19 protein-coding genes and 3 pseudogenes are annotated in these 22,654 nt (G+C 60.2%); 9 read left to right on the top strand and 13 right to left on the bottom strand.

Features of this window, described 5'->3' with window-relative positions; genetic code table 11:
* Positions 1-71: 71 nt before the first annotated feature.
* The 6 genes from Q1A53_RS23480 to Q1A53_RS20570 all read right to left on the bottom strand — a co-directional run bounded on the left by Q1A53_RS23480 (position 72) and on the right by Q1A53_RS20570 (position 7,318).
* Positions 72-1,286, bottom strand: a complete 1,215-nt coding sequence (locus Q1A53_RS23480; RefSeq protein ID WP_366873013.1) for an MFS transporter — start codon at positions 1,284-1,286, stop codon at positions 72-74.
* Positions 1,280-3,367 carry a TonB-dependent receptor gene (locus Q1A53_RS20590; RefSeq protein ID WP_299970280.1) on the bottom strand — a complete coding sequence of 696 codons (2,088 nt, stop codon included), beginning with the start codon at positions 3,365-3,367 and terminating at the stop codon, positions 1,280-1,282. Before Q1A53_RS20590 ends, Q1A53_RS23480 begins: the two co-directional genes overlap by 7 nt.
* Before the next feature lie 85 nt (positions 3,368-3,452).
* Complete coding sequence (locus Q1A53_RS20585) at positions 3,453-4,325, bottom strand: AraC family transcriptional regulator (protein ID WP_299970277.1); 873 nt, start codon at positions 4,323-4,325, stop codon at positions 3,453-3,455.
* A gap of 48 nt (positions 4,326-4,373) precedes the next feature.
* Positions 4,374-5,441, bottom strand: coding sequence for a siderophore-interacting protein (locus Q1A53_RS20580; RefSeq protein ID WP_299970275.1), 1,068 nt, complete (start codon positions 5,439-5,441; stop codon positions 4,374-4,376).
* 153 nt (positions 5,442-5,594) lie between these two features.
* Positions 5,595-6,068 (bottom strand): SIP domain-containing protein, encoded by a 474-nt coding sequence (locus Q1A53_RS20575; protein ID WP_299970272.1) that lies wholly within the window; start codon positions 6,066-6,068, stop codon positions 5,595-5,597.
* Positions 6,069-6,685: 617 nt separating this feature from the next.
* Positions 6,686-7,318, bottom strand: coding sequence for a hypothetical protein (locus Q1A53_RS20570; protein WP_299970270.1), 633 nt, complete (start codon positions 7,316-7,318; stop codon positions 6,686-6,688).
* Position 7,319: 1 nt separating this feature from the next.
* Here Q1A53_RS20570 and Q1A53_RS20565 point away from each other — a divergent pair, with 1 nt between their 5' ends.
* The 8 genes and pseudogenes from Q1A53_RS20565 to Q1A53_RS23465 all read left to right on the top strand — a co-directional run bounded on the left by Q1A53_RS20565 (position 7,320) and on the right by Q1A53_RS23465 (position 12,198).
* Positions 7,320-8,024 carry an ABC transporter substrate-binding protein gene (locus tag Q1A53_RS20565; RefSeq protein WP_299970268.1) on the top strand — a complete coding sequence of 235 codons (705 nt, stop codon included), beginning with the start codon at positions 7,320-7,322 and terminating at the stop codon, positions 8,022-8,024.
* 176 nt (positions 8,025-8,200) lie between these two features.
* Positions 8,201-8,533: a hypothetical protein gene (locus Q1A53_RS20560; protein ID WP_299970265.1), complete on the top strand. Its 333-nt coding sequence runs from the start codon at positions 8,201-8,203 to the stop codon at positions 8,531-8,533.
* Between the two features lie 31 nt (positions 8,534-8,564).
* A pseudogene (locus tag Q1A53_RS20555) lies at positions 8,565-9,621 on the top strand (ABC transporter permease).
* Positions 9,618-10,265, top strand: coding sequence for an ABC transporter permease (locus tag Q1A53_RS20550; RefSeq protein WP_299970259.1), 648 nt, complete (start codon positions 9,618-9,620; stop codon positions 10,263-10,265). Before Q1A53_RS20555 ends, Q1A53_RS20550 begins: the two are co-directional and overlap by 4 nt.
* 315 nt (positions 10,266-10,580) lie before the next feature.
* Positions 10,581-10,787: pseudogene (locus tag Q1A53_RS20545) on the top strand (hypothetical protein); the annotation flags it as partial.
* Positions 10,788-10,796: 9 nt separating this feature from the next.
* Positions 10,797-10,937, top strand: a complete 141-nt coding sequence (locus Q1A53_RS23475) for an oligopeptide/dipeptide ABC transporter ATP-binding protein (protein WP_366873024.1) — start codon at positions 10,797-10,799, stop codon at positions 10,935-10,937.
* 96 nt (positions 10,938-11,033) lie between these two features.
* A pseudogene (locus Q1A53_RS23470) lies at positions 11,034-11,591 on the top strand (dipeptide/oligopeptide/nickel ABC transporter ATP-binding protein); the annotation flags it as partial.
* 199 nt (positions 11,592-11,790) lie between these two features.
* Positions 11,791-12,198 carry a transposase gene (locus Q1A53_RS23465; protein ID WP_366873023.1) on the top strand — a complete coding sequence of 136 codons (408 nt, stop codon included), beginning with the start codon at positions 11,791-11,793 and terminating at the stop codon, positions 12,196-12,198.
* A 349-nt stretch (positions 12,199-12,547) separates the two neighbouring features.
* Here the strand turns inward: Q1A53_RS23465 and Q1A53_RS20535 are convergent, their stop codons facing one another.
* The 6 genes from Q1A53_RS20535 to Q1A53_RS20510 all read right to left on the bottom strand — a co-directional run bounded on the left by Q1A53_RS20535 (position 12,548) and on the right by Q1A53_RS20510 (position 19,481).
* Positions 12,548-13,816: a VWA-like domain-containing protein gene (locus Q1A53_RS20535; protein WP_299970256.1), complete on the bottom strand. Its 1,269-nt coding sequence runs from the start codon at positions 13,814-13,816 to the stop codon at positions 12,548-12,550.
* A gap of 7 nt (positions 13,817-13,823) precedes the next feature.
* A complete protein-coding gene (locus Q1A53_RS20530; protein WP_299970253.1) occupies positions 13,824-14,921 on the bottom strand; it encodes a MoxR family ATPase in 1,098 nt (365 codons plus the stop codon).
* The gene (locus Q1A53_RS20525) at positions 14,918-15,622 is read right to left on the bottom strand and encodes a hypothetical protein (protein WP_299970250.1); all 705 of its coding nucleotides are present in this window, start codon (positions 15,620-15,622) and stop codon (positions 14,918-14,920) included. Before Q1A53_RS20525 ends, Q1A53_RS20530 begins: the two co-directional genes overlap by 4 nt.
* Positions 15,622-17,148, bottom strand: a complete 1,527-nt coding sequence (locus Q1A53_RS20520) for an alpha/beta fold hydrolase (protein ID WP_299970247.1) — start codon at positions 17,146-17,148, stop codon at positions 15,622-15,624. Before Q1A53_RS20520 ends, Q1A53_RS20525 begins: the two co-directional genes overlap by 1 nt.
* Positions 17,149-17,275: 127 nt before the next feature.
* Entirely contained in the window at positions 17,276-17,875 is a 600-nt protein-coding gene (locus Q1A53_RS20515) for a rhomboid family intramembrane serine protease (RefSeq protein WP_299970244.1), read from the bottom strand.
* Between the two features lie 661 nt (positions 17,876-18,536).
* Entirely contained in the window at positions 18,537-19,481 is a 945-nt protein-coding gene (locus Q1A53_RS20510; RefSeq protein WP_299970241.1) for a LysR family transcriptional regulator, read from the bottom strand.
* Positions 19,482-19,575: 94 nt separating this feature from the next.
* Here Q1A53_RS20510 and Q1A53_RS20505 point away from each other — a divergent pair, with 94 nt between their 5' ends.
* On the top strand, positions 19,576-20,598 hold the full coding sequence (locus Q1A53_RS20505; RefSeq protein ID WP_299970238.1) for an aldo/keto reductase: 1,023 nt from the start codon (positions 19,576-19,578) through the stop codon (positions 20,596-20,598).
* Positions 20,599-21,696: 1,098 nt separating this feature from the next.
* Here the strand turns inward: Q1A53_RS20505 and Q1A53_RS20500 are convergent.
* Positions 21,697-22,185 (bottom strand): GAD-like domain-containing protein, encoded by a 489-nt coding sequence (locus Q1A53_RS20500; RefSeq protein WP_299970235.1) that lies wholly within the window; start codon positions 22,183-22,185, stop codon positions 21,697-21,699.
* Positions 22,186-22,654 lie beyond the last annotated feature (469 nt).

Genomic DNA, 22,654 nt, shown 5'->3' with positions numbered 1-22,654 from the left:
ATCAGAGTCAGATTGAGCCATCCTCGATCCGATCCCGGAGATGCGGAGACCGAACAACAATTTCAGACCCATCACTTTCTCAATTCATTGGCTTCGCGCAATGCGAGCGCGGCACCAAAGCATGAAACCACGGCACCACCGAAGAGCAGAGGCACCAGACCGACCTGATCCACGCCAGAGACCGCCACTCCGGCGATGACCAGAAAACACATCGCCTCAACACCAACAAAACTGGCCAGATGGGTTGCCTGGTGCCCTGCCGCACACAGGGGCATCAGAACGGACCGACTGGCGGTGTAGGCACCAAACACACTGAAATTTGCGAAGAGAATGAGGCCGACGATCGCGATGGGATTAAGACCGAAGGTCAGCACATAGGTCATCGACGCAACCACTGTCGCATTGAGAACAGCCAGACCCGCCAACACGCGCATGCCTCCCCAACGCTCTACAAGCGGGCGCGCCGCCAACGCTCCGACAAAGCCGGTTGCGTTTCCAGCAACGACTCCGATCAGGCCGCTTTGAGAAATCGTAAACCCAGCATCGATGAGCAAAACGGATTTGGTCGCATAGGGCAGAACCGAGGCGGCGCTGGCAGACAGTGACACCAGCAACAGGCGGCGGGCGCGCCTTGCTTTGAAAATCGAAAACTGATCCCAGAGTTTGGGAGGCTTGGCAGATACATGTTTGGCGCGGTGACTGAGATTGAGGGCAAAGCCTGCAAGTCCTGCGACCACGACGCAAACCGCAAGAAGTGCCAGAACAACCGGTCCCCACCCCAAGGGGCCGAGTAGAAACAGCACGGCACCGCCCAGAACCATACCGGCCAAAGCTGACACAGCCGCCTGAAGCGATGCCCCCCTGGGATAAAACAGCTCCGACAACCCTTCCACCAGCAGCCCGCCGAGCGCTGTTTGAAGGGTTCCAAGCACGACCATACCGAAGCTGACGCAGACCAAGATCTGTGCCGCATGGCGGGCTGGTTCGAAGAGCCAAAGCACACACAGGACAAAGCAAAGCGCCAGACAGCACAGGTATATCCATCGCTCGAAACGGCCCCCGCCGCCGAGGTCGTTGCGATCAATGACCGGCGCCCAGACGAAGCGCAGCGTGTAGGGGATGGCGGCCAGGTAAAGCAGGCCGATCACCGCAGAAGACACGCCCGCTTCCCGCAGAAAAAGAACCACGCCCTGCGCAAAAAACTGTGCGACGAACCCGGCAGCAAAGGTGAGAAGGGCGACGCTCCAAAGAACGTCGCGTTCGGCTTTTGTCGGCCCGGCTACCATCGACGTGTCAGCGTGATGCCAACCGTGCGCGGATCCGTGACATCGGCAAACTGTGCCGCGCCGATAAATCGGGTCACGCCGGTCTCATCGAACAGGTTTTTCACGTAGCCGCGCAGCTCCATACTCCCCATCCGGGCCGTCAGACCAACATCCGTGATCCAGTAGTCACCGACCTTTTCTGTCGATATGTCATTGAAGTCATTGAAGCTCTCACCACGGTAGGTCGCGCGGGCGTCAACGCTCCAGACATCGTTTATCCGGTAGTCTGCGCCAACGGAGAGCGTCAGGTCGGGATCCTGACCAAATGAATTCCCTTTAAGGTCGGGGCGTCCGTCCTGGGCTTCGGTGATCTCCGTATCGAGAAAGCCCAAAGCCCCGCTCAGCAGCAGCCGCTCCGTGGCCTGCCAGTTGCCGTCAAATTCCAGCCCATAGCTCCGCCCTGCCTTTTGATTGACGACCTGAAGCGTCGCGCGTCGTCCGGGTATCTGCTCCGCAAAGAGTTGCGGGTCGTCAAAGTCGTTGTAGAAGGCTGTGATGCCAAAATTATACCGCCCGTCGAGGGCCTCTTGCCGGTATGTCAGCTCTGCGGTGACAACGCTTTCGCTTTCATAGGTATAAGGCGTTCCGTCAAAGATATTGACCGAAGACCCGGCGGGGTTGAAACCGCTGCGCACCGATCCGCTGAGCACCCGGGTTTCATCAAAATGGTAGGCCAGACCGACAGCAGGCAGATAAACTGTCTCTGCCTCATCATAAATCTGTGTGCCCGTGGTCGCTCCAAACGTCGATACCTGAAAACGCTCGTCTTCGTAGCGCTGTATTCGCATACCCCCGAAGAGCGTCAATTGATCACTGATCCCATAGCGGAGATCTGCAAAAACAGCACTCGACGTGGTCTCTACATCACTGGAAAACGTAAACAGCCCCCCGATCCGGGTATCCTGTTTCCGGTCTTCATAGGCCAGCCCGACAAGCCCGGAAAACTCTCCGGCGCGCACACGGTCGGTCGGTCCGAATTCATAGAGCAACTCCTGCGTGATACTTTGCTCCTCCACATCGAACGGGAACGGATAGACCTGCTCTGGGATCGAGACGTAACTGTCGTCCACATAGGATGTGATCCAGCGGAGTGTGCCGCGACCGGTCACCAATGCTGCATCAAAGGACAGCACATTGGTTTCCGTATCGAAGGTCCGCGCCGGGATACCCTGGGGTCCAGCGGCGGCGTTCACCAGCACCCGATCCTCGAGCGGACGCCCGGTCAGCAGTGGCGTCATCACATTGTTGCGGGTCTGGGGTGTCTGCCCCGACTGATGCTCTGCCAGCAGGTTCAGCGTCAATTCACCTGCATCAGTTTCGAACTCACCCAGAAGCTTGCCGCGCAGGCGGATATTGTCGTACTCCACAATCCAGTCATCATCGACATCGGTGGCCCGGCGAGGATCAGCGCCATCCGCAAATTCGAACGTCAATCGCCCCGCAACAGTGTCCGACAATGGCCCCGAAAACATGCCATTCGTGACATAGTTGAGACCATGAAAGTCATCATGTTCGATGCCAAACTGGAAAGCGGCCTCAGGATCAAACGTCGGTGCAGCGGTGCTGACAATGATTGCGCCGGCATAGGCAGACCGCCCTCTCAAAAGCGACTGCGGACCTCGTAACACCTCTACCTGCTCGACATCCCATAAAGATGACCCACTGGAGTTCGGCAGAACTGCAGGGCGGGTCACCCCGTCAATCACAAAGGAAAGACGTGGGACGGCGCCTGTCAGGCTGGCGGAAACAGTGCCACCAGGGCCGCCGCCATGAACACCCCGTAGTGATGGCACCTCGCTCTTGCCTTCGACAAACAGGTTGGGCGTCGCCGTCAGTGTTTCGTTGATATGTTCCCCGGCTGACGCATCATCGAGCGCGTCCTCGTCCAAGACAGAGGCCCCGACATAAGTCTCTGAGAGCGGCCTGTCCTTGCGTTCACCGAACACAATCGTACCCAGATCAAAGGCCTCGCCATCTTGCGCGACCACATGTTGCGATGCGCCGATCAAAAAGGTGGCGCCCAACGCCAGTTTCAATCTCATTGTAATCCCCACCAATAATTCCCGATTGTTTTAGTAGGGTTAATTGCCAGGGGAGAATACGATCATCAGCCAACAAAAGAGACATTCAGTCCGACAATTCGGACTCACTCGCCTGACGCAATGCACGCGTGAGAGAATCCGAACTGCTATAGTGCAGCCTGTGCGCCACGTCCTTCACGCCACAGCCGCTTTCCAGCATCTCCTGTGCCAGCCGCAATCGGCGCTCTTTCATGACTGCTCCAATTGAGCGGCCATGAATGCTGCGAAACCGGGCCTTGAGCGTGGTGGGCGACATACGCGCGGCGCGCGCGACATCCGCGATCTTGACATCTGCACCGGGGTTCTGAGCGATGTAGTCCCGCACAAAACTCATTCGGTCATCTTGCAGCGCCGGGCCTTTCAACTCATCAAAGGCCGATGCGAGCAGGTCCATCGCCCCTGCAGCCAACTGCAGCTTTGCCGAACCATGACGGATGTCCGTATCCAGCAAGCGTTGTGCGATGCACAAGCTGTGCTGCGACGCTTGTGCATTTATTAAACCTTCACGTTCCATCAGCGCTGTACAGCGGGCTGCCAACTCCGGCGCCGCGTCGCCCAACCCCTCAATGAAGGGCCCATCGTAAGCAATCGCAACGGTGGCAAAGACCTCTTGCGCGGGGGCCTGTACGTGCCACTGCGCCGGTGTCGGGCACCCTGCGATCTCAAGACTGCCACTTTGCAGGTGCGCACGGCGCGGCCCCCCGATTTCGCGCGAAAGGCTTTCGCCATGCAGCCGCACCTCGACCACCAGCCCTGTCGTCCCGCGGATCATGGCGTCATACGCCGCCTGTCCGCGCAGGTTTGCGCGCATTAATTGCATGCCCGGCCACAACCGAATGCTTTCCAGACGTCCCACGCCCAGCACCGGCCCGCGCGTGTTCAGGGATTTTATCTCGACCGTCTCATCCAAGCTTGCCACGCGCGACAGCGTAAGATCATGCGGAAATTCTGGCATCTTGGACATCGGTCAGCTTCCAAAACCAGGTTTGCCACGCCGCCAGTAGGCCGCGCTGATCTGTGTGGTCTTGTCAAATCCGAGGCCATGCCGGAAATGCTTGCGTAACGCCTGAGCATTTTCGAATTCTCCAGCGAAGTAAGCGTATTCCGTTTCTCCCCGCACCGTCAGCTGCATGGCTTTTTGCATCACGTCTGCTTCGAAATCAGGCGGCGGGACCCGATGTATGCGCAGAGAGGTCGGCGGCAGATAATCCACACCATCCGGCAAGGGTACGACCACATCGCCTTGCGCCGTGGGGGCCAGTGTTTCCAGCAGCCGCGCCACACCTGGCAGGCCAGTGCCGTCGGCAGCAATAAAGTACTGATTGTGATGCGGCAGGACACGCATTCCTGCAGGCCCCATTGCGCCAATCTCCTGTCCGGCTTCAGCCACTTGTGCGAACTGCGAAATCAAACCGTCACCATGGCGCACAATATCAAGATCGACCTCATTGCTTTCTGCCCGAACCTGCCGGATCGTGACAAAACGCGCATGCAGCTTGTCTGCACCTTGTGGCCAGACCGGTGTCCCGTTTGCCCCCATCCTCGGCCAGACCGGCGGTCGGGTCGGGTCCAATGGTAGGATCAACCGCAGATGCAGGCCGTCTTCGTATCCCGCGACCACCTCGGGGCTGTGGACAATCACACGCTGCATGCCTTCAAAGAGTTCGAAGCTATCCAGAACGGTGAGCACATGGAAATTCGGCGGCAGATCCCCTGCGCGGGCGCGCATGCCCTCTTCATCCCAGCGGATCCGCGCAGCGGCGTCTGAATCGATATCCGCAATGTGATGCACAATCTCTTCCTTGAAAAAGATCAGCGCATTTTCATTTGGCCCGGCAAGTCGGACATATAGCCCGTCGTCGCGTACACCAAACTCAATCCTGAACAGCTCTTGTTCGATAAAGTGGGTGCCATCGGGCGCGACGGAGAATTCCATGTCGTGATCGTCACGTGCGTGTGACAAGAACATGTCCAGCAGGTTCTGGGGTTGTGCCGTTGCCACAATTGCTTGGGAGGTGGACGCATGCGTGTTCATCGGAATGATCCTGTCGTTTCCGGGGAGCATGCTGGCACTTTGCAACGCTGAAGCGGCAAAGTTTGCTGGCGGTCATAGCCTACCGCTTTTGCTGCGCCGTCACAACGCTTGCCGGTGGAGGATCAGGTGAGCATGCTTCTCCACCGGCAATGATCAGAATGCACGGGAGTGATGACCCGGAGCCCCCGCCCTCCAATAAGCGATGCTCAACTGAGTGTGTTTATCCAAGCCAAAGGTCTGCTTGAAAACAGTCTCAACAGATTGGGCGGCCTCAAACTCCCCCACCAACGAGCCATAGCTGAATGGCTCAGACGGACATTGCTCCAGACGTTCCGCCATCTCCTTAGAGAACGCATCCGGGTTCAGCGCGCAAACCCTCATTTTCGATTTTGGCAAATGGGCCTCCAGTGCTGCCTGGCTGGGTGCTGCCGCAAAGACATGGCCTGTGATCTCTCCGACTACACTCTTTGTCACGTGGGCAATTTGGGGTAGCCCGTTTGCGTCACCCGCAAGGATGACATTTTGGGCGTGGGTATCGACCGCGATGTCTTGGGTACTGACCGAAAGCACCGCGATCAGCGCGATAAATAGCGGAACGAGGCTGCGCCCGGAGTACGTGAAGGCCAAGCGACGATGCCACGGACATGGATGACCGACAGACGGATCATTTAGGATGCGTATCGATGACGTCCGAGCTTACAGCGATCAATGAGGGCTGCCCATCGGAGCTTAACGACGTATGGGATTGCCGCAAATTGAACCAGACCAATGGTTGTCCCGGAATGGCTTTGCTGACGCAGGACATCTGGCAATGCCAAAACAGCATAGAAAAAGGGATTGAACTGGGCGGAGTAAAGAAGCCCGATCACAGAGAGGATGCGCTACCGCACTATAGCGTCCCCTTGGTCATTTGCGGTCTCACGTGCTTGGCCACGCCATCCGATTGAGGGGTGAGATTGTCAGAAAAGCCACGTCGCCGCCACTCCTACTGTCCTTGGCTTTCCAGCGATAGTCAGCCCGCCAAAATGCGCCGCCGCTGTGAATGTCTGATAGCGCTCGTCAAGAGGTTGTTGACGAAGACGCCCATCCTGAAGATCTGATTGTGAGCCAGCTCCGTCTTATCGCCTGTTGCCACACCGAGCACTATGAATGAATCAAGTTTGGTTAATGCGGATCCAAGCAAGAATACTTTGCGACAGAACCGTGAAGCGTCTCATGGCTTCCCGTCCCAAGACTATCAGAAGTTACCTTGCGACGGCTTCGCCCACCACAGGGACCCGCGCGCGGAGGGCTTTGCCGGGCAGGTAGCTGAGCGGAAGGCCTTCGACCTCAATCACCTTGATCATATCAGCCGATGCGCCGGATTTGATTGCCTGAGCGATGGCGGCGGATTTTGCGCTTTCAATCGCTTCCTCGCGGCTCACATCGCGATAGATGCGGTCGGTCTCACCGGAAGTCTGGGCAATCGCAGCACCCACGGCGTTTGCGACGGCTTCATGCTCAAAATGAACTACTTCATTGATGCCGGGCATTGTTTTCGGGATCAGCATTGCCCCACCGCCCACAGCCAAAAGCGGAACAGGCATCGCATCGGTTTTCATCCGGTCGACGGCCTCGGAAATGCGCTCGCGAACAGTCGCCAAGGCCCTCTTTGCAAGGTCTTTGTTCAGATGCTTGACCAACGACCTGTCGCCCACATCAGCAAGTCTGGCTGCCACGGCGATATCGGTACAGGTCAGGGTCTGACCACCAAAAACCAACGCGTCCGAACCCAGTTTGTAGCCGACGCTATGGGGCGATCTCACGCGCATCGGCTGATATTTTGGTACCCCCACCCATCGCGATCGAAAGGAAGTCCGGTATTCCTTCAAACGCACGATGGAGATCCACGAGGGTCCGGCCTGGATGCTCGAAGGCTTTGTGTCACCGGACAACATCAAGGCCGTTGATGCGACAACTGTCGAGTGTACACTCGACACCCCCTATGCCGCCTTCCTGTCGTTCCTGCCTTGGTGGTACATCGTCAATCCCGCAGTGGTCGAAGCCAACCGGGGCGACGACCTCGGCAGATCTTACCTATTAGAAAATGCCACTGGCTCAGGCCCCTATATGCTTGAGCGGTTCGAGGCAGGCAACTCTTGCGTCCTGAAACGCAATGAGGATTATTGGAAGGGATTTCCCTACGACAACGACCGCATGGGAGGCGTGATCTATCGTCTGATCCGCGAAAGCTCGGCCCAGCGTGCCACGCTGCTGAAAGGCGAAGCGGATCTGGTCACCGGCCTTGGTGTCGAGGAGCGCCAGGCCGTCTCCGACAATGACGACATCACGATCTCGACCATCCCGTCGCTGACGTCTTTCGGGATTAAGATGAACACGCAGCAGGGCATCACCGCAGATTTGAATATCCGCAAGGCCCTCGCTTATGCGTACAATTACGTCTCGTCTCTCCAGATCCTGAACGGTGAAGGCAAACTGCAAACCAGCCCCTTCACCGAAGCCATCAAAGGCTATGTGACAATCGACGACATGCCAAGGCGGGATATCGACGAGGCCAAGGAACACCTGGCAAAGACTGACTAGCCCGACGGCGGTTTCGAGGTTGAGTTCGTCTACGTCAAGGGATTTGAGCTGCAGCGCCAGATGGCCCTTTCCATGATTGACGCCTTTCGCGACATCAACGTCGAGGTCAAGCTGACGCCGCTGACATGGCCAACATGGTTGCACGTGGATCGTCACCGGAGACGTCTCCCAATCTCATGACGATCTTTACGACTCCGGTCTCGACGGACCCGGATGCGGTAGCGATCCGGTATCATCCCGTGTCTTTTGGCAAATCCTACGGGTCGCATTTCCTTGAGGACCCCGAGTTGATCGCCATGATCGAAGCAGCCCTGGCCGAGACCGACTGGCCCGTGCGCGAACCCATGTATGCAGACATCCAACAAAGGATCGTTGACCTGCAGCCCGAGATATTCGGCATGATGCGCAATCGCGGCACGGTGCATCAGACTTGGGTCAAAGGCTATACCGACAGCCCGATCCGCATGGAAGGCGAGATTGATTTCTACCGGACATATCTCGAACCCTGAGCACAACTTGTCGTGCTGATTTGGGGCAGCTGTGTTGAGCCGCCTCACTTGCCAATCAAAAAGAAGACACTCGTTGCGCCGCCTGATCCTCCGTCGTCTTGTGACTATAGCTTTCATGCTGATCGGGTTCATGGCGATCGTCTTTGTCATTGCCTGTATCGCGCCCGGTGACCCTGCACGACCGGCCGTCGGACCGGATGCCAGCACCGAACTGGTCGAGGTGATCCGGCTGGATCGGGGCCTGGAAAAGCCGCTGATCGTTCGCTTTGGTTATTACATCGGGAACCTTGCAACCGGTGATCTGGGTACCTCGCTGTTGACCCGAAGACTGGTCCTGGACGACATCGCGCGCTTCTTCCCCGTCACGCTTGAGATGGGTCTTGTGTCCATCGGGCTCGCCGTCATCCTGGGTGTGCCGCTTGGCATGCTGGGCGCAGTCTATCACAACAAGCTGCCGGACCAGACCATCCGCCCGCTGGCGATTTCCGGTGTTGCTTTGCCGATATTCTGGCTTGGGCTCATGCTCATGCTGCAAGGGTATCTGTCGTTGGGGCTTGATCTCTTCCCCCTGGGCGGGCGGTTTGGCATCATGACGCCGCGCCCTGAGGTGATCACCGGCCTGATCACCATTGACGCGCTGCTCGCAGGGCGGCCCGATATCGCAGCAGAGGCGCTCTGGCACATGGTCCTGCCTGCCATCGCGCTCAGCTTCTCTGCGCTTGCCTCCATCATCCGCGTGACCCGGGCTGAGATGCTGGAAACGCTGGATAAGGACTACATCCTGAACGCGCGCGCGAGGCATCGGGTCCTTCCGCATCGTCGCAGCCTATGCGCTCAAAAACGCGATCCTGCCGACGCTCACGATGATCGGCCTACGAGTTGGCCGGATGCTGGGCGGCACGGTTCTGGTCGAAGGCGTCTTCGACTATCCCGGGCTTGGTCTCGATGCGACCAATGCGGCGGTCTCGTCCGACTTTGACCCGATCATCGCCGTTACTTTGGTTCTTGGTGCGTCCTTCATGATTGTGAACCTGCTGATCGACCTCGCCTATGCAGCCCTTGATCCGAGGGTCAGGGCGCAGATATGATCACAGCCGATCATTTCGCCAAACCGGATCGCTGGCGCGAATACCGCCGCATGTGGGTCACCTTTCGACTCTCGCAGTCCGCGATCCTGGGCCTCTGCATTGTCTCGGGCCTTCTGACCCTCGCCGCCATCGGTCTGTGGATCCTGCCCTTTCCAAAAGACACCTACGGCGCGGTGCATTTCGAGCGGAAACTCCAGCCGCCGAATGCCACCCATTGGTCCGGCACCGATGAGGTCGCGCTCGACATCTACACCCGCGTCATCATTGGTGACCGCACGACGCTTTGGATCGGCCTCACTGTCACTGGGATCGCCGTGCTGATCGGTGCGCCCTTGGGACTGCTGGCAGGGATGTCCGACAGCTGGTTGTGTGAGGTCATCATGCGCGTCACAGACGTCTTCCTGTCGATCCCCGGCCTGATCCTTCCCATCGCAATTGTCGGGGCTCTGGGACCCGGCATCATGAATGCGATGTTCGCCCTCGCACTGGTCTGGTGGCAGGGCTATGCGCGGCTGGTGCAGGCCAAGGTCCTGTCCGTGCGCAATGAGACTTGTGTGGAGGCGGCCCGCTCGATCGGTGCGTCTCAAACCCGGATCGTCTTTTCTTGCACGTCCTGCCAAACTGCACCTCGCCGATCATCGTGAAAGCATCCATGGACATGGGGGTCGCGATACTCGGTGCTGCCTCTCTCGGCTTTCTGGGCCCCGGCGCACAACCGTCATACCCGAATGGGGTGGCATGATCTCCATCGGCAAAAACTACCTGCCTGATTGGTGCTAGTACTCGCTGTTCCCGAGCCGTGCGATCTATCTGACGCTGCTTGGCTTCAATCTGCTTGGGGACGGGTTGCGCGATATGCTCGATGCGAAACAACGCTCATGAGCCTTTTGTCGATCAGGGATCTGTCGCTCCAGTTCCGCATTTTCGATTGAGTCTACAAGGCCGTCGACACTGTCTCACTTGACCTCGCGCCGGGAGAGACCTTGGGCATCGTCGGTGAAACGGGCTGTGGCAAGTTAGTGCTGACCCGTGCCGCCTTTGGTCTCGTGCCCATGCCGCCCGCCACCATCACCGGCGGGATGGTCGACTTTCTCGGGCGCAGCATTCTGGGTCTGCCGCCAAAGGACTTGCGCGCTATGCGCGGATTCGACGTGGCGGTGATGTAGGCTGGCCAGATTGTCGAAGACGCGTCCGTCGCCCGCATCTTCGGGCACCCTGCGCACCCCTACACCCGAGGCCTTCTGGCCGCGGTGCCCCATCCATTCCATCCCGCCGCCTCGCTGAGCGGTATTCCCGGCACCCTTCCAAATCTCTAAGAGCGGCCCGTGGGATGCCGGTTTGCCGCGCGTTGTGCGCAGGTCAGCGATGCCTGCTGCAGGGTCGGATCACCCCACGCCAGATTGCTTTGAAACATGCTGTCGCTTGTACACTGCACGAGGACCACAGCGCCCATGTCTGACGCGATGCTGACCTTGCAGGATCTGGAGATCCACTTCCCGACCAAAGGCGGGATCGTCCGGGCCGTCGACGGGATCAGCCTGTCCGTGAAGCAGGGCAATATTCTTGGGCTGGTTGGCGAAAGCGGCTCAGCGAAATCCACCGTGGGCAGGGCGGCTCTGCGTCTGGTCAATCCGACCGGGGGAAAGGTCAGAATCGATCGCGTCGACATCACCACCGCGAAATCGCGCGACCTGAAAGATATGCGCACCAAGGCGTAACTGATCTTTCAGGATCCGCATTCGTCGATGAACCCGCGCGTGACAATCAGACGGATCGTCGGAGAACCGCTGATCATCCACACCAAAGTCCGCGGCGGGGAATTGGACAACACGGTCGCACAACTTTCGGAACGTGTTGGCCTGCCCCGGCCGTTTTTGCATCGCTTCCCGCACGAATTGTCCGGCGGTCAAAGGCAGCGCGTTGCGACCGCCCGTGCGCTGGCCGTTGACCCTGATCTATTGCTTCTGGATGAACCGACCTCCGCTTTGGACGTCTCGGTTCAGGCGCAAATCCTTGAGTTCCTGAAGGAGCTTCACGCAGAACGTCCTCGCATGACGTCACTGTTTATCTCGTATAATCCCACCCGACGCGACTTCCGGGATAAGCTCAGCGAAAGTGTCTCAGGCGACCCGATCCCGGAGACCGTCTTCGCACCGCTGATCAAGGTGGGTGAGACAGTCTGCAGTAAGACCACCGACCTTGTTACCCGGATCCAGACATACGCACAGGCATGCCCGCTGGAGGCGTCTGGCACAGGTGCCCGGGGTCGGGCCCATCGTTGCCCTGAGCTCTATTGCCGCCATCGACGATGCAATCCGTTTCCGGCTGCGCGGTGGATGTCCGTGCGTAACTTGGTTCAACGCAGGACCTTGCCAATCGGGCGAGATCGATTGCTCCGGACGAATATTCCCGCACGGGGACTGCAGCATGCGCAAACTGCTCCATGACGCGGCGACCATGCTGATCCGGTATGTCACGCTTTCAGCTCGTCAAAGGGTTGGGCAGTGCGGTTTGGACAACGCAGTGGGCTCAAAAAGGCGACGATCGCGACACCGCCCGAGACCACGGTCATCCTGACGCGCCTCTGGCAGGATGGCACAGTGAGCGTGGCCGGACACAGGAGGCTTTGTCCGTATGACATGGAAATGCGGAGTTCCGCAAACCGCGGAAAACTGGCCCGATTGGGGCGGAGGACCTCGTGATGCAAAGTCGCTGCGCCTTATCATCGGAGCTCTGAAAGGCCTCCTGTCACCAAAGCCCTCATGGGGCGGCACGTTCGATCCCGGCAAGCACCAAACTCAGCGCTCAAAACCCACCCCGCAGAGAAAGAACGATGCACAGTCGAAAAGCTGCGACGCCGGCACTCGCAAGCGCCGCAACGAAAAGGCCGGACACAAGACCGAACTCGATCACTCGTCAGCAAAGGTCAGAGACTTCCCGTCACTCGGGCGGCACCCACAGAAGTTCGAGGTGACAGCTGATCCAGATCGTTCATGATCAGAACCTCGCCGAAGCTCGGCGGCGTGATTGGCCGGACGGGGACGGCCCATAAAACCGAAGCGGCGCAGGCGCGGCCTGTCGGGGCATCTAGGTCGGTCAGCACCACGATCATAGAGGGATCCAGCGCCCCCGCCTCGTCGAGTACCGCCGCGAAATCTGTCCCGCCGCCTTGACGCATCTTTAGCGCAGAGAGCGCATCGGCGCTGCGCAGATGGTGCCTGCTGTGCACCTCGCTGTCGAAACCAAGGAGATGCGCGTCGGCACCCGTCCGGCGGATCATCGACATCGCCTCTGCAGCAAACATGTCCAGTGTGGTGGAGTGGATCGAACTGGAGGTATCGAGCGCGATGACAAGACGCGGTCTCGGCGTGGCGCGCGTGCGCACGGGCTCAAACGCTGGCTGCACGCCGCCCGTCTGCCGGGCGAGCGCATCCCGAGCCAGCCAAACACGGGCCGGGCGGCGATAGCTGAGGCGCGGGTGCTGAGCGAGCGCCCTGCCCAGCAAGCGCCGCAACCGGATGTCCCATGGTATGACCGCCTTCGGCAGATCCCCGAACCCGCTCAGCGCCGCACCGATGCCGCTCCCCGCACTTCGGCCCGCCTGCATCGCCTGTTCCACTCGGCCTGACCACACGTCGGCCTCGCCCGTGTCGGATGCGCTGCCCTTCAGATCGGGTACAAAGCCCTGCGTCTGTGCGTAGCGCGCCACCGGGTCGCCGTCGCCGCCTGCGCGTTCCGCTGTCTGCGCGGCAAGCACTGCATAAAGTTTGTCACTGTCCAAATCCGCCAGCACATTGTCGGGCCGCTCGTCCGCGGGCAGCAGCGCCACGATCTCCGCCGCGCGCACCGCGGGGCGTGGCAGCGCATGTCCCCCTTGCAGGAGTGCTTCGTTGACCAGTGCGTCACACGCGAGATCGTAGATTTCTGCACGGAAATGCGGCCCATAGCGCTCGCGCGCTGCCTCCCGCCGCGCGGAATGGCGCAGGGCCACATGCAGCACATGATGCGCCATCAATCCCGTCTGTTCCGAGACGGGCAGCAGGGGAAACTCCGGTCCCAAATGGATGGTCTCGCCCTGGGTCGTGGTGGGCCAGTCGCTATCACGGTAACTGCACCAAAGCGCCAGCGCCGCAATCGCCGGGTCGATCTCCGGCAGCCGGGCGAGTGCTTGGCTTGCGCGGACCGAATGCATCATTGGGACATCAGAGCGCGCCTGCCTCGGCGCGCTCCGCGGCGTACTCCCGGTAGGCTTTGGACGTTCTGAACGCCTCGGCCAGCCCTTCCGCCATTGCTTTGCGGATGAGGATTTCGAACCCGAAGGTACTCAGCTCAGTCAGTGGCAGGCCGGGCGCCTCGACCTGTTTCAGGTCGGCCATGATGTCGATCACGCGACCGATGGTGTCTGCATCGGTACGCGCCACCAGCGCATAGATCAGACCCACCAGACCGTTGATCGAGGTAGGGTAGAGCGCCCGGCGCTTGGCCGGTGATGTGTCCAAGATCTCCTGCACCGACACCAGCGCCTCGATCTCGGCGGCGATCTGCGCGAACTCTGCGGCGGCAGCCGTACCGACGGTCCCAGCGATCATCGCGTGGCGCAGGCGCCTGTCTTCGATGGCGGAGACTATGTCGCTCACCCGCTCCCAGGACCGCGGTGTGCAAGCGATCATCTCACCGCGGCGCAGCGCGCCTTCGGTCGTGTCCAGAAGGTCCGGCCGCGCGCGCAGAAATGCCGTCACCATCGGCGACAACCCGCGATCCACCGCATAGCGTTCCAGCCAATCCTTGGCATCGGCATTGACCTGAAGATGGATCAGCCGGTCGGCTAGCGCCGTGCCCATCTCGTAGGCGATGGCACCGTCATCGACCGTATTGCCCGCCGCGACGCTGAATACCGAGGCAGGCAGCTGGTGACGGCCCACGCGCCGCTCCTGCAAAAGCCCGTAGACCGTCGGTTGCAGATGGGGCGAGGCTGCCGTCAGCTCATCGAGAAAGAGGATCGAGGGCGCGCTTGGATCATCCGGCAGATCTTCGGGGCGGTACCAGACCGTCTTGTGCGCGTCGTGATCGTAGTAAGGCAGGCCGCGCAGATCCTGAGGTTCGATGGTTGTCAGCCGGATGTCGAAGAGCCGCGCGCCGATACGCTGGCCCAGCTCGGTCACCAGCTGGGTCTTGCCAACACCCGGACGCCCGTGCAGCATCCACGAAGCGGTCAGATGCCCTTTGCATTGAGCTTCCCAGCCGGCCAACAGCGTCTCCAGCGCATCACCGGCGCTGACAATCTGGGCGTTGACGCTCATACTGGCGCCGGTTTCTCGGGCGCGTCCAGAAACGCGGCCAGACGTGCGTGCGCCGACACGCCGCGCGCCTCGAACGCCACGGAGCGCAGCGTTACCCCCTCGCGTTGGTTGGCAAGATGAAGCTGGCGTTCGGTGAATTCCGCATCGAAAAGTGTGTCGCGGATCAGCGCACGCTCCTCGGCGCTCAGCGGGATCAGCCGAGAGGTGCCGTGATCAAGCTGCAGGCTGACTACCGTCATCGGCGGGATGCGGACCATGTCCGATTGTTCGATCACCAGATAAATCGTCCCGGTCTCAATCCCGCGTCGCGCAGCGAATTGCGCGAGGATGCGGCGGCCGCGAAATTGCAGAGTATCGAGCGCACGCGCTGCTTCGGCTTCGGTCGCCATGCTTTCGCGCTTTTCCCGAGGGATGCGCAGCACGCGCAGCTCCACAAACCCGATGACAATGAGCATGGCGATGGGCGCTTGGCTGACGGGTAGAGCCGCCGCTGGCCAGACCACGGCCGCGACGCCAAAGGGCAAGAGCGCCACGAAAAAGCGCAGCACCTGATTTTCAACGATCACGCGGCCGATAAAGCCCCAGCTGACGTCGCGCCGTGGCAGGATCATCCCGCGCTCCAGTATCTTGCGCGGTGCGGTGGGAAAACTGAGGATACCGGGGTTCCATACCGTGTCAGGGGAGAGCACGAAGAGGCTCATTAAAGGCTCGCGACGGCGAAGAGCGGGGTGGAGGCGGCGACGGCCCAGGCAAGCATGACGCCCTTGCCGATGGCCACGGCGCCAGCGCCGCGGCGTGCGGCGATCCAGCGGGCGATCGTGCCGTAGACGAGGAAGAATAGCACGAGTACGGGCAGCGTCGTGAACGCAAGGCCGAGTTGGGTGGGTGCTATGGCCATGGCACCCGAGAGCGTCGCGAGGAAAGAAAGCCGCGCCAGCAAGCGGCGCAGGATCGACGCGCCGTGAACCAGCATCGTGTCAGCCATCATCAGGGGCACGGTGCCGACCAGCAGACCAATGAAGACAAGCGCGCGCGCTCCTGAGGGCAGGAAAGCCGCACCGTATCTGTCGAGCGCCACCGCAAAGGTCAGCGAAAGCCCCAGATAGATCAGCGTCCCCGCAGGGTCTGGCTGCGCCGCGTGGTGCCCTGCGCGGTGCAGGATCACGATTTGCGTCAAGCCCCAGGCACCGAAGATGGCGCCCAGCGTCCCAAAGCCCGCATTACCCGCGATCCCGAAGGTGGGCATGAGCGCGATGAGCAATGCGGCGGGAACGGGTACGATGAGACAGAAGAAGAAGGTACGCCGCGGGACCGGTTTTAAAGCGGTGGTTGACCGGCGGGGCACCAGCGATGCGGCGGGCCAGGCCAGAAGCACCAGCCCCGCAAAAAGCACTGCCGCCACCCAGCCACTGCGGTCAAGCGGCGCAGGCGCGCCGGTCGACGTGCTCTCGCGCAGCCAGCGGGTGATCTCCGTCAGCGATATCGGCGCGTAAAGTACACCGAGATGGCCCACGTAAGGTGCGACTGCCGTTCGGCGTATCACATCATCGCGGCGAACGGTGTTGCCTTCGCGGGCCAGCGGATCGACCAGCCGGACAGCATCAAGCCCCGCGCCGCGCAAGTGCCCTTCGGTGGCGCCGCTGACGATCAGCAGCGCACGCGGCTCGGTTGCCGTTACCGCAGGCGAGTACATCGAGATGGCGACGACGCCTCCGACATCCTCACGCGCCCGAGATGCGCGGATGACGACATCCGTCGCCATGGAGTGTCCTACGAAGGAGACCGGCCCGACCGTATCATCCCGCGCCGCGATGGCACTGGCGACCTCTTCTACGGTGCGTACCAGTTGTGCGGTCGTCCCGTCGAGATTGTTGATGTCGGGGGAAAGCCGCCCGTCGTGTCGGCCGTGACCCGGCAGATCGAGCGAGGCGACCGCGAAGCCCTGGCGCGCCAGCGACACCGCGATCTGGTCCATCATCTGGCGCGAGCCCGCAAAACCGTGTGCCACGATTACGGGCGGTGCCGACGCAACATCCGGCAGGCGGTAAAAAGTGACAGGGGTTTCACCGACTCGGATCTCGTCAATTTCCAAGTCGATAAAGCGCGCCTCAAGCAAGGCGATGCACGCGATAACCACGACTGACAGCAGAACCGCGCAAACCGTTCGGGTGTGGGCGCCGCTCCAGCGGGAGGCCGCGCGGCTGGGAGGGTCAGTAAGCTCGCTCATGTTCCGCAGATAGTTTTCGTTAGCGCCGTGGCCAGCGGTCTGCGGCGAGCGGTCACAAGAGGCTGGGCGCCTCAACAGCAGTCGAAGACGCGGGATGGTGATAGCCTGTGGCGACGCGCTCTAAAATCTATCGCCGTTCGACATTTCGGATCCGCGGAGCGTGTACGTGCGTGCGGATGACGACCGCCGCCGTCGCTCCGGCCAAGGCGCCGAACAGGTGGGCTTCCCAGGACACACCAGGCTGCCCGGGCAGCACCCCCCAGATGATGGATCCGTAGAGAAACCCGACCACCAAAGCTGCGCCGAGCGTAACGGGCGAGCGGTCTACCAGTCCGCGCACGATGAGAAAACCGAACCAGCCGAACACGAGACCGGAGGCGCCGACGTGGATCGCAGAACTGCCGAATAGCCAGACCAGCCCGCCGCCGAGGATGACGATGATCCCGTTCACGACCACCAGTGCGCGTGTCGCCGTCGCCGCCAATAGCGCACCCATGAGTAACAGCGGCGGCGTGTTCGACATCAGATGCGCCGCGCTGCCATGGAGAAAGGGCATTCCGATGATCCCGTCCGCACCGTCGATTTGCCGCGGGATGAGGCCGATGGCCAGATTCAACTGGTAACCCGTTGCCCAATTCAGCGCCTGGACGACCCAAAGGGCCCCGACAAACAGGCTGAGCGCTGCAAGCCGCGCAAGAACCACACGCATGTCTCTTTGAACGATCATCGTTTAAACATTGATCTCCGTGTGCGCGGTATCAGCCTTGCCCCGTCTGACGCGAGATGTAGCAACAGCACGCTTTTGTCTAGCAACTGTATTTCCCATGCCGGTTGACGTGTCCACTTCTGGCGAGCTTTGCACGGGGCATTTGCGCGTCTCGACCAGCCGGGCCCGTTTCGAGGTTAGCGCTCTGAGAAGACGCAATTCTATATGTGGAAGGGTGCTCACTGGATCTGGCTTGTGGTATTTAATCCTTGTCCTGCGCTTCCTTCGACCCGGGATGGGCGCGTGCCCGAAGCCACCCTTCTTGAAAGGCGCGGCATTGGATAATGACCGGTTATCTTTGGGTTTCGCAGCCAGCATCACGAATTTCGGCCCTCGCGGTTGCAGTGAGCGCGATCTTTGTGCGTGGTCGCGGGATCAGAAACTTGGTTCACCGCGCGACGGCTCGTGTCGTTCCGGCGAGACACGTGTCCCTGGCGCAAGAGCAGTCGGCAGTGAACCGAATGCGGCGGGGTGAACGAACGTCGGCTTCAGCGAGGTCGCGCGGTGTTTTGGCGTCGTTTGCCGTAGGGCCCCGGCTCACTTGCTTGGGCGTTTTGCAAGCAAGGCAGGAAGCAAGTAAACCGCTGTAACCATGTCACAATGCTGGCTTGGATGATGCAACCTATCGATCCGATGCACCGTCGGCTCCTGCCAGCAGATCCGCGTTCGCTTTGACGGTCCGCTCTACGAAGTCCGAGACGGCCCTCACGCGACCTGATGCGGTGAGATCGGTGTGGACAGCGAGCCAGAGTTCTTGAGCCATCATGTCTGCCTGGCTGGGGATGTGCTGTAACATGGGCTCGCTGGCAGCCATGAAGCAGGGCAGGACGGCAAGCCCTATGCCGTGCCGAACAGCGACTACCTGCGCATAGAGGCTCGTCGCGACGAGTGCAGGCGGACGCCCGTCCAAGGTTCGCTCGATCCACTGCGCGGCCGGTAGGTCCGCATAGGTTTCGGACCAAGCGATCAGATCGTCTGCCTCGAAGCGCGACCGGTGGTCGGATCGCACCGCGTTCCGCGCTCGCTCGGTTCTGCGAGCGATGTAGTCCGCCGACCCATAAAGCCCGTAGCGCATGGTCCCTACGCGCTTGATGGAGACGTTGCCCTGGGTCGGGCGCACAACCCGCAACGCAAGGTCCGCCTCGCGTCGGTGCAAGTTGGCCGTACGTATGTCGGTGGCGATCTCAACCGTGAGGTCGGGATGGCGGGCACGCAGGTCGGGCAGCGCCGGGATCAAAACGACGTTCGCCAGATTCTCCGCAGTCGCCAGTCGGACGCGTCCCTGGACATGGTCGCCGGTATCCGCCCGGCGTTCAAAGGCGACGGCGGCCGCCTCGATCCGCTCGGCCCTTTCGATCAAGTCGCGGCCTTCGTCGGTCAGGGCGAAGCCTGTCTGCGCACGCTGGAAAAGCCGCGTGCCGAGGGTTGCCTCCAGCGCCTCGATCCGTCGTCCCACGGTGGTCGGGTTCACTCCCAGCGTCGCCGCAGCCCGGTTCAGGCTGCCGCTGCGCGCAACGGCCAGGAAGTCGCGCACGGCATTCCAGTCTAACGAGGCTCGGTACTGCATTTATGCAATGTAAAACTGCGCCCTTCGGCGTTCAACGCATGTTTGCGCAGTAGTAGGCTCCCGATATCGAACCAACCCGCCACCGGAGACCGTCATGCACGCTACACCCCCCGACATTGTCGCAACCAGCCGCCTCGGTGCCCTTGAGGTCTCCGCCCTCGGGCTCGGCTGCATGGGAATGAGCGAATTTTACGGCGCACGCGACGACGCGCGGTCGCTCGCCACGTTGAACCGCGCCCTTGATCTGGGCGTGACGTTCCTCGACAGCGCCGAGACCTACGGGTTGGGTCACAACGAAGATCTAGTTGGACGCTTGATCGCGGAACGGGGTCGGGACGCTGTGACAGTCGCCACCAAGTTCGGCATCCGCCGCGAGCCAGGAGCCTATGCCCGCGGGATTTCAAACGATCCTGCTTATGTGCGCGAGGCGTGCGAGGGGTCGCTGCGTCGGCTTGGAACGGATCATATCGACCTCTATTACATTCACAGGGTCGAGGCAGGCCGACCCATCGAAGAACCGATGGAAGCACTCGCCCGTCTCGTGGAGGAGGGCAAGGTCGGCCATGTCGGCATCTGCGAGGCGTCCCCCGCCACGCTTCGCCGCGCGCACGCCGTCCATCCGATCGCAGCGCTCCAATCCGAATACTCGCTCTGGACACGCGACTCTGAAGGCGAGGTGATCGACACCTGCCGTGAGCTTGGTATCGGCTTTGTTCCCTACGCGCCGCTCGGGCGAGGCTTCCTGACAGGGGCGATCACGTCCACGGACGGACTTGCGGAGGATGACTTCCGCCGTACAAATCCACGCTTCGCGGACGACGCGCTGAGCGCCAACCTCGCGATCGTCGAGACCTTGAAGGCGATAGCGATGGAGAAGGATTGCACGCTTGCACAGCTCGCGCTCGCATGGGTAATCGCGCAGGGCGAGGTTCATGGTCTGCCCGTCGTGCCCATTCCCGGCACGAAACGTGCCTCTTATCTGGAACAGAACGTCGGTGCGCTCTCGGTCCGGCTGACGGCTGATGATCTGGGCCGCCTCCACCGAGCGATCCCAGTCGGAGCTGCCACGGGCGAGCGCTATACGATGGAAGGTATGAAAGGGGTGAATGTACATTGATGACGCGGGAATAATACCGGCAGCTGATCATTTGATCCTGCTTCGAGATGCAAGACGCTTGATGTGATAACTTGAAACAAGGCCCCCCCCAAGAGTAAGGACACTCCGACCAATGTCGCTGCCATTGAGGTCGTTTAGCCGATAAGAACCGTGCTCGCGGAACTCATCTATTGCCCAGCAGGGCATCGCGGAGCACGGTTCTGAGAGGGCAGGTCAGTGGCAACCCCGCCGCAAACAGGCCGACACATGGCTGCGCTGACAGACCATCGCGATCAGGGAAACCTCTTGCTATGCAGAAGCCAACGGCATGGATACCACCGCCTTCGAGCGGTGACGATCGCACATTTGCAAAGCACGGAGACATGTTACGGAAACCGCGCGGATTGGATCTGGCGAAGGCCGTCTTTGACGTCCATAGCGTCGACGCTCAAGGCAAAGTGGCCTTTAAAGAAGACAATGCGCCGCGATACTGTTGTACGGTTTTTCGCTTATTTGCCGCTTTGTATAACTGGCATGGAGGACTGTCGCGGGTCGCAACCGTAGGCGCGGATGCGGTTAGATCCTTGGCACGAGTTTCGCCCGGTTCCACCTTAGTTCGTGAAGCCTTACGTCAAATCCCACAAGAATGACTGTGAAGATAGTGGAGCGAATTCTCCACGACGTCAAAACTACCGACCGACCTTAAGATCGGCTGACCAGCATTGTTGTCCACGTCCGATTTGTTTGCGAATTTTGGAAGGATTTAAAGAAGCTCATTACTGTCCGAAATACTATTCCCTATTCTTCGGAGGATATAATTGGATTTTCCAAAACTGGTCCGGCTTCGAAATACCCAGACCTGACCTGTATTCGAACAGTCAAGGCGAAGCGATAGCTAGCTGGAGTTCGACCACCCAATACACCCGGAGAAAAACTCGAGCTGAACAAGTCAGAGCGAAACCAAAAGGATCTTCTTTCGGATTTCGGGAACTCGATAGCCGCTTATAGCAAGTATAGTACGGATATGAGCCCCAAAGACATCCGAACTCCAATAGCTGCCTATCTGGTCCATTCCAATCCATATCATCCGGGTTGGCTCGATCACAAATCGGGGAGTCATCACTGGTAAAACAGGAGTTGGCTATGTGGGTGCCGTACTTGTCCATTAAGAAGGTCACAATCTTGAGCCAAAGAACTAAGGTCCGGACTCCCAGACACTAGATAACAGTCGCAGAGAGTGCGACGGCGGACGGTAGACCTTTGGGCATCTGGCGTATCGGGTTGCCGCGCGCTGCCGGCCTGGACATATACCTTGCTGTGGTCAAACGCGGTCAAATCGAAATTGAAATGCTCATACGCGGCACTCCAGCCGTAGATCGGTCTGTCAAAGGTGTACATGTAGCAGTCGAAGCCGTTGGCTTCGAATTTAGGATGCCCCTCAAACACAGCCTCGACCACGGGACGGAGAAATTCAGGATCACAGAGCCACGCGTAGTCTTCGAGCCAAGCGCCGCGCCCATTCTGGACCCAGAAATCAAGCAGCCCGTCCGGTAGTCGGCCGCGATACCTATCTGCTTCTTCACGAACCACGGGCATAACATGGGTCATTGGCCTAGGTCGGTCAGAATTTGGCTGAACGGTCGCGCTTCATCGGTTGACGATAGATCGTCGAAATCAATGCCTCCAAAGTCGAGATCGCTACTCATTGCGGTGCTCCAAGCGGTTGTCCATTCGGGCTCATACAACGCCCTTCAGAAACGCGTAGCAGAGCGTCTCGCCGTCCCGTTAGCAGAGCACGGGCTTGGTGCCGGGACCGGTCTTGCCGCAGAGGTAGATCGCGTTCTCCGACAGCCCCTGCATATCAAAGAACTGGATGTTGCGGGATGGTGGCGATCGAAGTGAGTCGGCGATACTCTACTCAATCCACTCTTCAGAGCCGAACTCAGGTTCTCCATTGCCGCTGAGCGCATCCTCTCTATCTCGGCGTCTTTGAGCCTCCAGATCGAAAAGCACTGCATCCGTCAGCATGTGCCAGTTGTCTCGCGCCGCGCGGATGAAAATTTGTCCACCAGCGCCG

It is taken from the genome of uncultured Roseobacter sp., assembly GCF_947496515.1.
In the GTDB taxonomy this organism is placed as follows: Bacteria; Pseudomonadota; Alphaproteobacteria; order Rhodobacterales; family Rhodobacteraceae; genus Roseobacter.
This window is presented reverse-complemented; position numbering and strand designations above follow the sequence as displayed.